This is a genomic window from Spiroplasma endosymbiont of Zeiraphera isertana (assembly GCF_964030805.1).
In the GTDB taxonomy this organism is placed as follows: domain Bacteria; phylum Bacillota_I; class Bacilli_A; order Mycoplasmatales; family VBWQ01; genus Spiroplasma_E.
In genome coordinates, this window is record NZ_OZ034965.1 from 709,715 (window position 1) to 725,554 (window position 15,840).

The 15,840-nt window shown below is 22.2% G+C and carries 17 protein-coding genes and 1 pseudogene; 9 read left to right on the top strand and 9 right to left on the bottom strand.

The window, feature by feature from the left end; translation table 4 throughout:
* Nucleotides 1–2 precede the first annotated feature (2 nt).
* The 3 genes from AAHM78_RS04900 to AAHM78_RS04910 all read left to right on the top strand — a co-directional run bounded on the left by AAHM78_RS04900 (nucleotide 3) and on the right by AAHM78_RS04910 (nucleotide 5,111).
* Entirely contained in the window at nucleotides 3–1,472 is a 1,470-nt protein-coding gene (locus AAHM78_RS04900) for a phage terminase large subunit (protein WP_342254561.1), read from the top strand.
* A 233-nt stretch (nucleotides 1,473–1,705) separates the two neighbouring features.
* Complete coding sequence (locus AAHM78_RS04905; protein ID WP_342254562.1) at nucleotides 1,706–2,836, top strand: hypothetical protein; 1,131 nt, start codon at nucleotides 1,706–1,708, stop codon at nucleotides 2,834–2,836.
* Nucleotides 2,766–5,111, top strand: a complete 2,346-nt coding sequence (locus AAHM78_RS04910; protein ID WP_342254563.1) for a hypothetical protein — start codon at nucleotides 2,766–2,768, stop codon at nucleotides 5,109–5,111. Before AAHM78_RS04905 ends, AAHM78_RS04910 begins: the two co-directional genes overlap by 71 nt.
* Nucleotides 5,112–5,129: 18 nt before the next feature.
* Here the strand turns inward: AAHM78_RS04910 and AAHM78_RS04915 are convergent, their stop codons facing one another.
* Nucleotides 5,130–6,089: an IS1595 family transposase gene (locus AAHM78_RS04915; RefSeq protein ID WP_342252847.1), complete on the bottom strand. Its 960-nt coding sequence runs from the start codon at nucleotides 6,087–6,089 to the stop codon at nucleotides 5,130–5,132.
* 65 nt (nucleotides 6,090–6,154) lie between these two features.
* On the opposite strand from AAHM78_RS04915, the gene AAHM78_RS04920 reads away from it, so the two are divergent.
* On the top strand, nucleotides 6,155–6,490 hold the full coding sequence (locus AAHM78_RS04920) for a hypothetical protein (protein ID WP_342254564.1): 336 nt from the start codon (nucleotides 6,155–6,157) through the stop codon (nucleotides 6,488–6,490).
* A gap of 18 nt (nucleotides 6,491–6,508) precedes the next feature.
* Here AAHM78_RS04920 and AAHM78_RS04925 read toward each other — a convergent pair whose 3' ends face one another.
* Nucleotides 6,509–7,468 carry an IS1595 family transposase gene (locus AAHM78_RS04925; protein WP_342254565.1) on the bottom strand — a complete coding sequence of 320 codons (960 nt, stop codon included), beginning with the start codon at nucleotides 7,466–7,468 and terminating at the stop codon, nucleotides 6,509–6,511.
* 65 nt (nucleotides 7,469–7,533) lie between these two features.
* Here AAHM78_RS04925 and AAHM78_RS04930 point away from each other — a divergent pair, with 65 nt between their 5' ends.
* Complete coding sequence (locus AAHM78_RS04930; protein WP_342254564.1) at nucleotides 7,534–7,869, top strand: hypothetical protein; 336 nt, start codon at nucleotides 7,534–7,536, stop codon at nucleotides 7,867–7,869.
* A gap of 18 nt (nucleotides 7,870–7,887) precedes the next feature.
* On the opposite strand, the gene AAHM78_RS04935 is transcribed toward AAHM78_RS04930, so the two are convergent.
* Nucleotides 7,888–8,847, bottom strand: a complete 960-nt coding sequence (locus AAHM78_RS04935; protein ID WP_342254566.1) for an IS1595 family transposase — start codon at nucleotides 8,845–8,847, stop codon at nucleotides 7,888–7,890.
* Between the two features lie 65 nt (nucleotides 8,848–8,912).
* On the opposite strand from AAHM78_RS04935, the gene AAHM78_RS04940 reads away from it, so the two are divergent.
* Nucleotides 8,913–9,401, top strand: coding sequence for a hypothetical protein (locus AAHM78_RS04940; RefSeq protein ID WP_342254567.1), 489 nt, complete (start codon nucleotides 8,913–8,915; stop codon nucleotides 9,399–9,401).
* A 378-nt stretch (nucleotides 9,402–9,779) separates the two neighbouring features.
* Here the strand turns inward: AAHM78_RS04940 and AAHM78_RS04945 are convergent, their stop codons facing one another.
* The 4 genes from AAHM78_RS04945 to AAHM78_RS04960 form a co-directional block, all read right to left on the bottom strand.
* Complete coding sequence (locus tag AAHM78_RS04945) at nucleotides 9,780–11,210, bottom strand: hypothetical protein (protein ID WP_342254568.1); 1,431 nt, start codon at nucleotides 11,208–11,210, stop codon at nucleotides 9,780–9,782.
* A gap of 96 nt (nucleotides 11,211–11,306) precedes the next feature.
* Nucleotides 11,307–11,681, bottom strand: coding sequence for a transposase family protein (locus tag AAHM78_RS04950; RefSeq protein ID WP_342254611.1), 375 nt, complete (start codon nucleotides 11,679–11,681; stop codon nucleotides 11,307–11,309).
* A gap of 50 nt (nucleotides 11,682–11,731) precedes the next feature.
* Nucleotides 11,732–12,124, bottom strand: coding sequence for a transposase family protein (locus AAHM78_RS04955; RefSeq protein ID WP_342253970.1), 393 nt, complete (start codon nucleotides 12,122–12,124; stop codon nucleotides 11,732–11,734).
* 33 nt (nucleotides 12,125–12,157) lie between these two features.
* Nucleotides 12,158–12,823 carry a hypothetical protein gene (locus tag AAHM78_RS04960; RefSeq protein WP_342254569.1) on the bottom strand — a complete coding sequence of 222 codons (666 nt, stop codon included), beginning with the start codon at nucleotides 12,821–12,823 and terminating at the stop codon, nucleotides 12,158–12,160.
* A 56-nt stretch (nucleotides 12,824–12,879) separates the two neighbouring features.
* On the opposite strand from AAHM78_RS04960, the gene AAHM78_RS04965 reads away from it, so the two are divergent.
* Both AAHM78_RS04965 and AAHM78_RS04970 read left to right on the top strand, forming a co-directional pair.
* The gene (locus AAHM78_RS04965) at nucleotides 12,880–13,272 is read left to right on the top strand and encodes a transposase family protein (protein WP_342253922.1); all 393 of its coding nucleotides are present in this window, start codon (nucleotides 12,880–12,882) and stop codon (nucleotides 13,270–13,272) included.
* Between the two features lie 59 nt (nucleotides 13,273–13,331).
* Nucleotides 13,332–13,697 carry a transposase family protein gene (locus AAHM78_RS04970; RefSeq protein WP_342255037.1) on the top strand — a complete coding sequence of 122 codons (366 nt, stop codon included), beginning with the start codon at nucleotides 13,332–13,334 and terminating at the stop codon, nucleotides 13,695–13,697.
* 529 nt (nucleotides 13,698–14,226) lie between these two features.
* Here the strand turns inward: AAHM78_RS04970 and AAHM78_RS04975 are convergent.
* Both AAHM78_RS04975 and AAHM78_RS04980 read right to left on the bottom strand, forming a co-directional pair.
* Complete coding sequence (locus tag AAHM78_RS04975; protein WP_342254570.1) at nucleotides 14,227–14,598, bottom strand: transposase family protein; 372 nt, start codon at nucleotides 14,596–14,598, stop codon at nucleotides 14,227–14,229.
* A gap of 53 nt (nucleotides 14,599–14,651) precedes the next feature.
* Complete coding sequence (locus tag AAHM78_RS04980; RefSeq protein WP_342252835.1) at nucleotides 14,652–15,044, bottom strand: transposase family protein; 393 nt, start codon at nucleotides 15,042–15,044, stop codon at nucleotides 14,652–14,654.
* A 71-nt stretch (nucleotides 15,045–15,115) separates the two neighbouring features.
* Between AAHM78_RS04980 and AAHM78_RS04985 the strand changes: the two are divergent.
* Nucleotides 15,116–15,805: pseudogene (locus tag AAHM78_RS04985) on the top strand (IS30 family transposase); the annotation flags it as partial.
* Nucleotides 15,806–15,840 lie beyond the last annotated feature (35 nt).

Here is a 15,840-nt window from a genome sequence, read left to right on the forward strand (position 1 = left end):
TTATGAATAAAGAATTTACTTATTTGCATGAAATTAGTTATTGATTATTAAATAAAAGTGATTTTACTCATAGTGAATATAATTTAAGTGGTAGTAGATATTCAAGTAAAACATATAGTATTGCAGAAGAATTAGCAATATTAATAGCAATTTCAATTAAAGTTAATAAATCAATTGCTATATATTGTTTTCGTAAATTAAATAAAGATATTAATGAATTAACAAAAGAAATTGATGAAGCATTAATTAATATTGGTTTTGATTATAAAGATTTTACTTTAAAATATCCAAATAAACAAGCAGATTTTCGTTTTAAAGGTAGTAAATCATTTATTAGAGTTATGGGTGTATATAGTAATAGTAATGATAGAATACCACTTAAAGGGCTTTCTAGAAGTGAAATAAAAGGTTTTGATTTAGCAATTGAATGATGTGAAGAAGCAAATGAATTTAGTCAACAAGAATTTCAAGCAATTACTTTTGCATTAGGTAATGCTAAAAAAACTATTAAAATTAGAAGTTGTAATCCAGATAATATTTATCAATATTTTATTGAATATATGAATAAACGTGTACCTTTTAATTTAGATTTAATGAAAGAAAATAATGAACAAATTAAATCAATAGAAGAAAATCAAATGTTTAAATTATTTCATTATTCAAATTGAAAATTAAATGAACAAAATTTAAAACAAGATAAAATTAATGATTTAGAAGAATTAAAAGAATTAGACCCTATTAAAGCACAAAGTTGATATTATGGTGTACCTAGTGTTTTAACTGGTTCTATATTTGCAAGATATTTAGATAAACTTAAAACTGAATTAGATTTTAATGTTAATGAAATAGTTGGTGGTTTAGATTTAGGTTTTGCTACAAGTTCACAAGCACATCCTACTGTTGCTGTTTTATGTTTTATTGGTGAAAATGAAAAAACTAGAAGAATACATCAAGAAAGTGAATTTTATCATAGTAATGCAATAATGCAATTTAAAGATACTTATGAATTAGCAAATAATATTATTGATTATTATTTAGATGAAAGTATTAAATTTCAAGCAATGAAATTTGGTTTTACTTGTTATGTTGATTATGGTAGTGGTGGATTAGCAGTTATTGATATTTTAAAAAAAGAAGTAGAAAAAAGAAAAATAAATTGATTATATTTTACTCCAGTAGATAAAACTACAATGTATTTAAGAGATAGAATTGATTGAGATACTATTTGTATGATTAAAGGTATATTAAGTATTAATTGAAAAAGATGTCCTAATACACATGAAGAATTATCAAAAATGCAATGATTAGCAAAATCTAAATTAGAAAATTCAAATAATGAACCACAAATGCTTGATTTATATGATAATTGTTGAGATGCAAGAATGTATGCTTCAATGCATAAAATGAAATTATTAATTAATAATATTAATAATGAATTATTAATTAATAAAAATAAATTTGGAGAGTGATAAAAATGAATAATCCATTAGAATATCTTTCTTGTAATAGAAGAGAATGATATAGTGATATTCCTATGAGAATTGCTCAAAAATCAACTAAATTATGATTAGGTAAAGGTTTATTATTTGATAGTGAAAAAGATTAAATTTTAAAATATTTTACTAATAAAATTATTAGTGATAAATGATTTGAAAAATTATATAAATTTGGAATTCAAGAAAGTTTACTTGGAAAAGTATATATAATGCCAATTATTTATAAAGATAATAGTACAAGTTTAAAAGTATTACCTAATTCATTTGCTGGAAGAGTTGCTAAATATAATGAAGAAGAACAATGTGCAGAATTCTTTTTTATAAATGAACAAGCAGATAGTGCAACTTTAACTTGAGTAATTGCTGAAAATGGAAAAATAAGATTTGAAAATTATAAAAATGATAATAAAAATGAAAAAGAAATTATTTTAGGAACAGCACATACAAAATTAAAACCTAATTTAATACCAAAATATAGTTATGAAATTAAAAATCCTTGAAATTATTTACCAATATTAGAAATAACAAATTTACCAATGGTTAATTTTTATGGTAATTCAACAACTTTAAATGCATATCCAGATACTTATCCAGTTTGAAATTTAATTGAATATTATCATAAATCTTATACTCAAAGAAATGTTGATAGAGAATTAAATGTTACAACTTTATTTGGTGCATTTGATAATGAAACTGTTAAAAATATGATTGAACATGGAAAAATTATTGAAAATCCTAAAAAAAATATTGTAGTTAATGTTGGTACTGCTGGCTATAATAAATCTGGTGCTGGTGGTATGGAAGTTATACAAGGTGATTTTAAAGCTAGTAATTATATTTTAGATAAAGATGATTTAGGTAAAGATATATGAAATGGTGCTGGTTATGATTATAATGAATTTTCTGATATAAATTATGAAAATAAAACTAAATCATTATTTAATAATAAAAATGATATGGAAACAACAGAAACTAAAATAAGTCATTATTCATATTATTTTTATAGATTTTTTGATATGTTATTAATTCATGAAAATTTATGAGATGGTAAGGGTGATAGACCTTATAGTTTTAAATTTTTACCTATTGCTATGACTGACCAATTATTAAAACAAGAAATGATTAGTCAAAGATTAGCAGATAGAACAATGTCATATACACAAGCTATTGCTGAATTAGATGAAGTAACAAAACAACAAGCAAAAAAACATTATAAAGAAATAATGGAAGAAGATAAAGAAGAAATAAAATTATTAGGAGATAATAAAAATGATACATCAACAAATTCAATTAATGAAACATCTACATCTTCAATTAAAAAGACAACAATTGCTAATTAAAAGATGTAGTTATTGAAAAATATTTCCATTTATTATTAATAATGGTGCTATACCTTTAACTGAAACTGGATATAAACCTATTAATAGTAAAATAAGTGATTTTGGTCAATATGAATTAATATTAACTGGTACTACTCCAGTTGTATGTATTTGAAAAAATAGTACAAAAATATATCAAAAAAATAAAGGTAAAATTAATGAAGAAACACATAAAGTTAATGGTCAAGATGAATTTTATACAAAACAATATAAAATTGGTGATTATTGAAATGCTTATTTAATTGATGATACAAGTGGTGTTGATTTTAGTAATTTACCAAATAATCAAATATTTAAAACTGTACAAACAAAAAGACAATATACTTTAGTAATGTTTGAAGAACATATTACAATTGATGATTATTTACAATTCTTTTGTGTATTTAATGATGAAAATGAAAATATTGGTGGTAATAGTGGTAAAAATCAAGATAGACAATTATTATATATTTCAAATGTAACAAATTATTATAGTCCTTATAATGGTGCATTTAGTATGCAAGTATTAACTTTTAGTAGTTTAAATGATAGAGTAGTTGCAAGTGGTCAAAATACACTTGATTTTGTACAATATGCAAGCCCAGGTAGTGGTTATGCTTTCCCTACTATTCAACAAGGAAAAATAACTTTAAATCGTACTTTAATGCGTGATATAGGAGTAAGATATAGTCATAGACAAAGTTATGGATTAGAATTATTATCAAGTTGTTATTATTATGGAAGACCAATAATTCAAGGTCAAGAACCAATACAACAAAATAATGAAAAAATATTTGAAAGTAAAGTATTTGCTTCAAGAAGATTATTTATTGCTGGTAATAATGAAAAATCTACAACTGAAGTTAAAAATAATGGTGGTTTACTTGCTGGTATAAATGATAAAATAACAACAAGTAGTCATCCAGAAACTACATTTTATAATATAATGGATTCAAAACCTACTGGATTTACTAATTTTAAAAATTTTACAGAATGATTAAAAACTTCATTAAATTTTCAAGATAATTTATTTGTAACAAAAGATTTTAAAGGTATGCTTGCTTTTGATAAAGATAAAGCAAGATTAAGTAATGGTACATCAGTAGGAGAAGCTAAATTCTTTTGAGATAGTGAATGAAATATAAATAATTTACAAGGTAATTATAATGTTGATATGTCAAGTAATTTTAAATATAAAGACCCAGAAACTGGATTAATTATAGGAAGTCCAACTGTAGATTATAGTAAAATATCTCAAAAATATATGTCTGCTATATTAAATTTTAATAGTGTAGTATTTAGTCCTTTAATACAAATGCCTTATGATTCAAATCAATGATTACCTTTTGCTTTAAGTGATATTCCTTTAATTGGTAAATTATTAAATGCTTTAACATTAGGTATTTGAAGTAGTTGAGTTATTACTCAAAATGTTCAACAATATAAAAAAATGTTATATTTTAATGGTTTTATGTCAGCATTTTTTACAAGTAATTTAGAAAGTATTATTGGTAATGGTGGTTTAATTCCATTAAATGCATTTACAAATGATAATGATTTTACTATTGGTAAATTATTAGGTGCAAATGTTTCAACAACTGCTATGACTATGAAATTAAGTGATAGACTAAGTGTTTATCCTTGAGACCCTAGTTCTGGACATAAATTAACTACAAAAGAACAAATAAGTACAGTTGATTTATCACAAAAGAAAAATAATAAAGTTTATATTTTAGCAGAAGATACTGAGTTTTTAGATATTGCTTCACCATTTACAAATGAAGATAAAGATTGTCAATGAAATCCAACAAGTAATGGAGTTATTGATGGTTCAAATTATGCTTATATTATTGATACAATTGTAACTCAATCATTACACCAAGGTGAAGAAAGACATACATTTTATAGTGATAATCCTTTTACTTATCAAGGTGATTATAATGAAATATCAGTTGCTCAGTTTCGTTATAATAATATGGGTTATTTAACTGGAAATGCTTTTAATTGAACTACTTTGTATAAATTAAATCATGATGAATATGAAGAAATTGAAGAAATTACTTTTAGTTATCCAGCAAAAATATTACCACCAAGTCCACAAAATATAGCAAAATCAATTATTATTATTATTTCAGATTTCAAAATAGAAATGAAAGCAAATAATATTCCTTTAACAGATACAAGTTTTAATTTTCAAAAAAACTCTTGATGAAATAAAAAAAATCATCAACCTGGCCTAAAATTTGATTTTATTTAATTTTGGGATTTATTTTTTTTACAAACTGAAATATAATGCTTCAGATTTTGCATAAGGTGATATTTTATAATGTTGGTATTTAAATTTTCATAAATTGAGGTAATTTTGAATATTGGTAAATCCAATGCCATGATAATGAGTAATAAATTCTTTTAAACTTGATTGTATTTTACTGATATTACTTAAATTTTTATAATTTAATTCTTTATTTTCTTTTGATTTAAATTTCTTGAGAGTACATTTTGTTTGTTTAGCTACTGTATCATATAGTATTTGCATATCACAAACTATAATTGATTTTTCTTCGATAAGCTTAGATGTTAAATTTTCTTGTACTCATTTTTTTGTTAATCTTTTAGTATTTGTTGTTTGAGCATAAATATTTTTATTTTCATCAATTGCCATTTCAATACAACAGTTTAAATCTTTAGCATTTTCTTCAATTCATTTTTTTCTTGGATCATCTGGATTTTTGAAATTTCCTTTGTGAATTTCTTTGATAAAAGTTTCATCAATTTCAATTCTACCTTTTAATTTTGTGAATGGTTTTTGTGTTTTGGCTAATTGTGATGATTTCATAAATTTTTGACGATTAAATCATGCTGATGTTTTTGAAATTTTAGCAAATTGAGAAATAGTATAAGCAGATTGACCTAACAATGACAATCAAATTATTCAATCTCATTGTTCATGAGATAAATGACTTCAATGTAAAAAATGATTTCTTAAAGCATCAAAGCTACTTTTACAATCTTTGCATAAATATTTTTGCTTATTATTCTTAAAACCATTTTTTACACATCAATAAGATTTACAATTTGGACATTGAATTCCTTTTTCTTTAAATTTTTTATCAATTGCATCTAATTTTTCTTTTTTCTCAATTTGTTTAATTCTATTTTTAAAATGTCTAATAATTTTTATAAATTCTTCATCTTTTTTGTTTTTTAAAACATCAATTAATTCATTATTAGTCACAAAAAATCACCCCTGATATAAAAATATTACTTTTAATTTAAAATTAAAAGTAATATCAAGATTTTTTGTGAAAATTAAAAGATACAAGTTCAATTCCGGTAAAAGATAATCTTGATAATTGATGAAATGCTAATTCAAATAAATTAGTTAATTATGAAGTTGATTTAAAATCATTATTAGACCCTACATTATTAATTAAATCTTTTAATGATTTAAAAAGATATTATAAATCAATAACTGTTTATTATGATTATGATATTGAAACAATACAAGAAGTTCATAATAATTATATTACAGGTTTAGGTAAAGACTGATACACAGATTTCTCTTTTAATTTTCAAAAAAACTCTTGATGAAATAAAAAAAATCATCAACCTGGCCTAAAATTTGATTTTATTTAATTTTGGGATTTATTTTTTTTACAAACTGAAATATAATGCTTCAGATTTTGCATAAGGTGATATTTTATAATGTTGGTATTTAAATTTTCATAAATTGAGGTAATTTTGAATATTGGTAAATCCAATGCCATGATAATGAGTAATAAATTCTTTTAAACTTGATTGTATTTTACTGATATTACTTAAATTTTTATAATTTAATTCTTTATTTTCTTTTGATTTAAATTTCTTGAGAGTACATTTTTTTTGTTTAGCTACTGTATCATATAGTATTTGCATATCACAAACTATAATTGATTTTTCTTCGATAAGCTTAGATGTTAAATTTTCTTGTACTCATTTTTTTGTTAATCTTTTAGTATTTGTTGTTTGAGCATAAATATTTTTATTTTCATCAATTGCCATTTCAATACAACAGTTTAAATCTTTAGCATTTTCTTCAATTCATTTTTTTCTTGGATCATCTGGATTTTTGAAATTTCCTTTGTGAATTTCTTTGATAAAAGTTTCATCAATTTCAATTCTACCTTTTAATTTTGTGAATGGTTTTTGTGTTTTGGCTAATTGTGATGATTTCATAAATTTTTGACGATTAAATCATGCTGATGTTTTTGAAATTTTAGCAAATTGAGAAATAGTATAAGCAGATTGACCTAACAATGACAATCAAATTATTCAATCTCATTGTTCATGAGATAAATGACTTCAATGTAAAAAATGATTTCTTAAAGCATCAAAGCTACTTTTACAATCTTTGCATAAATATTTTTGCTTATTATTCTTAAAACCATTTTTTACACATCAATAAGATTTACAATTTGGACATTGAATTCCTTTTTCTTTAAATTTTTTATCAATTGCATCTAATTTTTCTTTTTTCTCAATTTGTTTAATTCTATTTTTAAAATGTCTAATAATTTTTATAAATTCTTCATCTTTTTTGTTTTTTAAAACATCAATTAATTCATTATTAGTCACAAAAAATCACCCCTGATATAAAAATATTACTTTTAATTTAAAATTAAAAGTAATATCAAGATTTTTTGTGAAAATTAAAAGATACAAGTTCAATTCCGGTAAAAGATAATCTTGATAATTGATGAAATGCTAATTCAAATAAATTAGTTAATTATGAAGTTGATTTAAAATCATTATTAGACCCTACATTATTAATTAAATCTTTTAATGATTTAAAAAGATATTATAAATCAATAACTGTTTATTATGATTATGATATTGAAACAATACAAGAAGTTCATAATAATTATATTACAGGTTTAGGTAAAGACTGATACACAGATTTCTCTTTTAATTTTCAAAAAAACTCTTGATGAAATAAAAAAAATCATCAACCTGGCCTAAAATTTGATTTTATTTAATTTTGGGATTTATTTTTTTTACAAACTGAAATATAATGCTTCAGATTTTGCATAAGGTGATATTTTATAATGTTGGTATTTAAATTTTCATAAATTGAGGTAATTTTGAATATTGGTAAATCCAATGCCATGATAATGAGTAATAAATTCTTTTAAACTTGATTGTATTTTACTGATATTACTTAAATTTTTATAATTTAATTCTTTATTTTCTTTTGATTTAAATTTCTTGAGAGTACATTTTTTTTGTTTAGCTACTGTATCATATAGTATTTGCATATCACAAACTATAATTGATTTTTCTTCGATAAGCTTAGATGTTGAATTTTCTTGTACTCATTTTTTTGTTAATCTTTTAGTATTTGTTGTTTGAGCATAAATATTTTTATTTTCATCAATTGCCATTTCAATACAACAGTTTAAATCTTTAGCATTTTCTTCAATTCATTTTTTTCTTGGATCATCTGGATTTTTGAAATTTCCTTTGTGAATTTCTTTGATAAAAGTTTCATCAATTTCAATTCTACCTTTTAATTTTGTGAATGGTTTTTGTGTTTTTGCTAATTGTGATGATTTCATAAATTTTTGACGATTAAATCATGCTGATGTTTTTGAAATTTTAGCAAATTGAGAAATAGTATAAGCAGATTGACCTAACAATGACAATCAAATTATTCAATCTCATTGTTCATGAGATAAATGACTTCAATGTAAAAAATGATTTCTTAAAGCATCAAAGCTACTTTTACAATCTTTGCATAAATATTTTTGCTTATTATTCTTAAAACCATTTTTTACACATCAATAAGATTTACAATTTGGACATTGAATTCCTTTTTCTTTAAATTTTTTATCAATTGCATCTAATTTTTCTTTTTTCTCAATTTGTTTAATTCTATTTTTAAAATGTCTAATAATTTTTATAAATTCTTCATCTTTTTTGTTTTTTAAAACATCAATTAATTCATTATTAGTCACAAAAAATCACCCCTGATATAAAAATATTACTTTTAATTTAAAATTAAAAGTAATATCAAGATTTTTTGTGAAAATTAAAAGATTTCTCTGTTAAAGAAAACTTTGCAAATCCAAAAAAACATAATGGAGTTCAAGAAATTCTATTAAAAGATTTAATTTTTCAAGATAATCCGCCACTTAATAATCTTAGATTAGGTCATTGAAGTCATAATCCAAATAAAAATCAACTAATCCATTTGGAAAGTGAAAGTGGTATTGCTAATATATACGGAATAACTAACAAACATTATGATTTTAATAGTTATAAATTTGAAATAAAAGATAATGGTAATATTGGTGGATGAGATAATAGTTTTGAAAATGATACTTTTTTAAATTATTGTGTTGTAAATAATAATTTAAAATGAATTTTTTATTTACAAGCAACATTGGGTAAAATTGAAAATATGTGATATATTAATGAAAAAATTGGTGAAGATAATAAAGCATATGCTAGAATTTACATTAATAGTATTAAAGTAAATATATATAAAATAGTACTAAATTCAAGATAATTATGATACTATAATATTATTAAGTTAATTAAAATATTCAAGGAGTAAATTATGGATACAAAAAAAATGTTATAACTCATGAAATAGAAAAAGAAAAATTTACTAGTAAACTTTATAATAATAAGTACTTTCTAATTTCTATTACTGTAATATCTATAGTGATTTTAATGATAACTGTTGCTCTTTTAATTGCAGCATTCACTGTTTGAAAATAATATTTCCTAATAATCTTAAATATTTCATGCTATAATGTATTGAACTTACTTAGGTAAGTTACAGATGTTTTATTACTCTTCATTTTTATATAAATTAGGTTGGCACCTAATTAAAAAGTTACCTTAATTGGTAACTTTTTTTATTTATATTTTTAAATTTTAATTATAAACTTGTTATATTATTTGTAACAAAATTTGTATTATTAGTTATTGGTAAATGTTGTTCATTATTTATAGAATTTGTAAATTCATTAGTTCATTTAGTTACATTTTTTAAATCATTTTTTTCTTCAAATATTTCTCTTCTTTTTCTATCATTAGGGTTTGGAATTTGAGTTTCAAATGTATTATCATCATTATATAATCTAATACCATTACCAATTTTTGTACGACAATTAAAATGATAATTACTACCTCATCATTCACAATATTGTAATGTCAATACTTTTAAATAATAATTTTCATTTTCTCAATAAAAAGTTAAACCAAATCTTTGGTTAATACTTATCCTTTTTTCATTTTGAACTTCATCAGTAAATTTCTGTAATATTTGTTCTTTATTTGGAGATATATTATTTTTTGTATTTTCAATAATATCAGCAAATTTATTATTTCTTTCTTTTAAAAATGTTTTAATACTTTTACTTGGACCATTTAATATTCATTTTTTATAATCACCTCAACTTGCACCACAATCATTTGTATAAACTATAGAAGCTAAAGAAGTAATTCATTCAACAAGTGTTCCTCAACAATTATTATCAATATCACCTAGAAATTCTATCTTTTTATAATTATCAACCGGATTAATTTTTCCTAAATTTAAAATTTTATATTTAGTAGATCAATAATTACTTCCTGCGGGGTCAGGGTAAAAATTGTGTTGAATATTTTGTTTATTATTTTCATAATACATTTTTAATTCACTTTCTAAATTAGAACTTTTAAAATTATTTAATTTTTCAGAACCTCAACCTACTAAATTTAAGTGATAAACTTCTTCTTGATTATTTGTTATATATGCACTACCTCAATTATCTAATTTAATGCTAGTTATTGGAAAATTAAGACCATCAAATTTATGTACTTCACCTTCAGAATAAGTTAAATATACACCATTTTCAGTTCCAACATAAATAGTTCCGGCTTTTAAATTACCACCTTGTGTCTTTTCATCTAAAATTTTTATAACAGTTATTTTTCCTTGAATTTTATCACTTTCTGGTTTTAAATCACAAAATTTTTCATGTCAATAAGTATTTTTTATTTCTCTTTTTCCTCTACGACAATTTACATCTCCTCCATTATTTCTTAATCTAAAATTAATATAGCCAAGTAAAACTTGAACTGACGGTGAATTTAATTCTCTTGTAAGGTCTAACATTGTGAAACCATTTCAGTCTGGATTATTAATATTATTAACAGCTTCTATTAATCTTTGTTGAAGACGATTATTTCTTGATCTTTCACTTCAACTAACTAAAATTCTATAAATTTCACTTCTTCGGTTAAATTCTAAATTTTCATCTCTATTAACTAAATGTGTTACAATACGGGCATAAATATCTGGAAATCTTATTGCTTCTGCAGTCATAAAAACAACTTGTCCCAAAGATCTGGCTAAGTTTCCTAAACTATGCTCTTCAGAAACATTAATATCATTAGTTAATACTATAGACTTGGTGCAAAACTAAGGTAATTCAAAATTATATATTCCTGCTATTAAATTAAATCTTAATGCAAATCTTCGTATTTTATTGCGATATTTTAAACTTAAAATTTTAAAACGTTTTAGTTTAGCAAATACGTGTTCAATTTTAATTCTAATTTTACTTAAAGTTTTATTGTATTCTTTTTGAATTGGTGTTAATTGATTGTATTTACTTTTTTTAAATGGCAAAAATGTATTTTTATGAATATTTTGTATACCTTGATAACCTGAATCAACAAAAACTTGTTTTTCTGGATGAATAAAAGTTTTAGATTTTAGAAGCAATTTAAAATCATGAATGCTTCCAAAACAAAAAGCAGTTGAAATAATTTTTCCATTGGAAATATCAATAATTATTTGGGATTTGAGAGAATGATGTTTCTTTTTACCTGAAAAAAGTAATTTTAGTTTTTTTTAATTCTTTCAATTGGAGTTTCGGTATCATCAATAGCTAACAAATTATTATTAGTACCTTTATTTTTTGTTAAATCTTTTTTTCCAGGTAAATTAAAAATTCCGCTTTTTATTAAAATATTTTCAATTCAAAAAATATTACGAATGCAACTAGTATGACTAATATTATATCTTTTTGCAATAACTCTATAACTACTATAGTCTTTTCAATATTCTAAAGTCATTAATAAACGCTCTTCAATTACAATTTTATTTTTTCTACCACCATAATATTTTTGTTTAGACTCAGCAATTTTTAAAATTTCAAGCATTTTATAAAATGTTTGTGGCTTTATGCCGACTAAACTATAAAATTCTTGATCATCTTTATATTTTTTCAACATAATAACTATCACCTTTAATATTAATAATAATCGTTAAATTGTTAAAATTAAAGGTTTTGCACCAAGTCTATTGAGGTAATTTTGAATATTGGTAAATCCAATGCCATGATAATGAGTAATAAATTCTTTTAAACTTGATTGTATTTTACTGATATTACTTAAATTTTTATAATTTAATTCTTTATTTTCTTTTGATTTAAATTTCTTGAGAGTACATTTTGTTTGTTTAGCTACTGTATCATATAGTATTTGCATATCACAAACTATAATTGATTTTTCTTCGATAAGCTTAGATGTTAAATTTTCTTGTACTCATTTTTTTGTTAATCTTTTAGTATTTGTTGTTTGAGCATAAATATTTTTATTTTCATCAATTGCCATTTCAATACAACAGTTTAAATCTTTAGCATTTTCTTCAATTCATTTTTTTATTGGATCATCTGGATTTTTGAAATTTCCTTTATGAATTTCTTTGATAAAAGTTTCATCAATTTCAATTCTACATTTTAATTTTGTGAATGGTTTTTGTGTTTTTGCTAATTGTGATGATTTCATAAATTTTTGACGATTAAATCATGCTGATGTTTTTGAAATTTTAGCAAATTGAGAAATAGTATAAGCGGATTGACCTAACAATGACAATCAAATTATTCAATCTCATTGTTCATGAGATAAATGACTTCAATAGACTTGGTGCAAAACCTTTAATTTTAACAATTTAACGATTATTATTAATATTAAAGGTGATAGTTATTATGTTGAAAAAATATAAAGATGATCAAGAATTTTATAGTTTAGTCGGCATAAAGCCACAAACATTTTATAAAATGCTTGAAATTTTAAAAATTGCTGAGTCTAAACAAAAATATTATGGTGGTAGAAAAAATAAAATTGTAATTGAAGAGCGTTTATTAATGACTTGAGAATATTGAAAAGACTATAGTAGTTATAGAGTTATTGCAAAAAGATATAATATTAGTCATACTAGTTGCATTCGTAATATTTTTTGAATTGAAAATATTTTAATAAAAAGCGGAATTTTTAATTTACCTGGAAAAAAAGATTTAACAAAAAATAAAGGTACTAATAATAATTTGTTAGCTATTGATGCTACTGAAACTCCAATTGAAAGAATTAAAAAAAACTAAAATTACTTTTTTCAGGTAACAAGAAACATCATTCTCTCAAATCCCAAATAATTATTGATATTTCCAATGAAAAAATGATTTCAACTGCTTTTTGTTTTGGAAGCATTCATGATTTTAAATTGCTTCTAAAATCTAAAACTTTTATTCATCCAGAAAAACAAGTTTTTGTTGATTCAGGTTATCAAGGTATACAAAATATTCATAAAAATACATTTTTGCCATTTAAAAAAAGTAAATACAATCAATTAACACCAATTCAAAAAGAATACAATAAAACTTTAAGCAAAATTAGAATTAAAATTGAACACGTATTTGCTAAACTAAAACGTTTTAAAATTTTAATTTTAAAATATCGCAATAAAATACGAAGATTTGCATTAAGATTTAATTTAATAGCAGGAATATATAATTTTGAATTACCTTAGTTTTGCACCAAGTCTATTATGTAAGTAATTAACTTCAGCTTTTACTTGTTCAAACATTCTTTCATAAATTTCCAAAATAACATCTTTATTTATATTTTCTATTTTTAATATTTTATTTTCATATTTGGCTAATTATCTTTTTCTTTTTTAACATTTTTTAATTTGACTAACAGTTGTATTATCAACTTTGATAATTTTTCCTTTAACATAAAATGGAGAAATAAAATCATTCTTATTTATATTTTAAATATTATCACCTTTAATTATACTATTTTCGATTAAAAAAATTTTAATACTATATTTATTAATGTTACTTAAATAAATTTAGATAAAAAAATTGTAACTTTCATTAGTAACTTTTATTTTATATGATTTTTTTAAATCTTTAATTGTAAAATTAAAAAGGACACTTATATAAAAATTAAATTGCGTTAGTTCTATAATTAAGAAAAGAAAGGAATTAGCGCAATGTATAAGTATCTGAGTATTGAATCAATAATAGCAATAAAAGAATAGACTTGGTGCAAAACTAAGGTAATTCAAAATTATATATTCCTGCTATTAAATTAAATCTTAATGCAAATCTTCGTATTTTATTGCGATATTTTAAACTTAAAATTTTAAAACGTTTTAGTTTAGCAAATACGTGTTCAATTTTAATTCTAATTTTACTTAAAGTTTTATTGTATTCTTTTTGAATTGGTGTTAATTGATTGTATTTACTTTTTTTAAATGGCAAAAATGTATTTTTATGAATATTTTGTATACCTTGATAACCTGAATCAACAAAAACTTGTTTTTCTGGATGAATAAAAGTTTTAGATTTTAGAAGCAATTTAAAATCATGAATGCTTCCAAAACAAAAAGCAGTTGAAATAATTTTTCCATTGGAAATATCCATAATTATTTGGGATTTGAGAGAATGATGTTTCTTTTTACCTGAAAAAAGTAATTTTAGTTTTTTTTAATTCTTTCAATTGGAGTTTCAGTAGCATCAATAGCTAACAAATTATTATTAGTACCTTTATTTTTTGTTAAATCTTTTTTTCCAGGTAAATTAAAAATTCCGCTTTTTATTAAAATATTTTCAATTCAAAAAATATTACGAATGCAACTAGTATGACTAATATTATATCTTTTTGCAATAACTCTATAACTACTATAGTCTTTTCAATATTCTAAAGTCATTAATAAACGCTCTTCAATTACAATTTTATTTTTTCTACCACCATAATATTTTTGTTTAGACTCAGCAATTTTTAAAATTTCAAGCATTTTATAAAATGTTTGTGGCTTTATGCCGACTAAACTATAAAATTCTTGATCATCTTTATATTTTTTCAACATAATAACTATCACCTTTAATATTAATAATAATCGTTAAATTGTTAAAATTAAAGGTTTTGCACCAAGTCTAATATAAAAATTATGGATTTTCGATTCGTAAAATAGCAAAAATTGTTGATTATAGTAAATCAACTGTACATAGAGTTTGTAGATTATTAAATAAAAACTTATTGCCATTAGAAATATTGAATCAATTTCAAAAAAATAAACAAAATACAGGCAGAAAATTAATAATTTTAACTTTAACAGAAATTAATAGTATTAATCATTTGTTAATTACTAAAAAGTATGCTCTTGATATAATGGCTAACTTTTTAAAGGAAAATAAAATAAAAAGTATTTCAACAAAAACTTTATATAACATGTTTAAAACAAATCGAATGGGTTTTGATGAAAATAACTTATTGAGAAAAGGCAAAAATAAATCTCACAAACAAAAAGAAACTAGTGGCAAAATTAATAATTGTAAGTCTATTCATGAAAGAAATTTAATCATTCCTAATATTAAAAATATACAAGAATTTGGTCATTTAGAAGGTGATACTATCATTGGCAAAGATCATAAAAGTTCTATTATTACTTTGGCTGATATATGATCAAAAACCACAATTCCTTTAGTAACTAAAAATCATAAATCAGAAAATATTACAAAAAGTATAATAAAATTTATTTCAAAGTTACAAAAAGGAACAGTTAAAACCATTACTTTTGATCGTGGTAAAGAATTTAGTAAATGAAGATTAATCGAAAAAATTTGTAATAGACTTGGTGCAAAACCTTTAATTTTAACAATTTA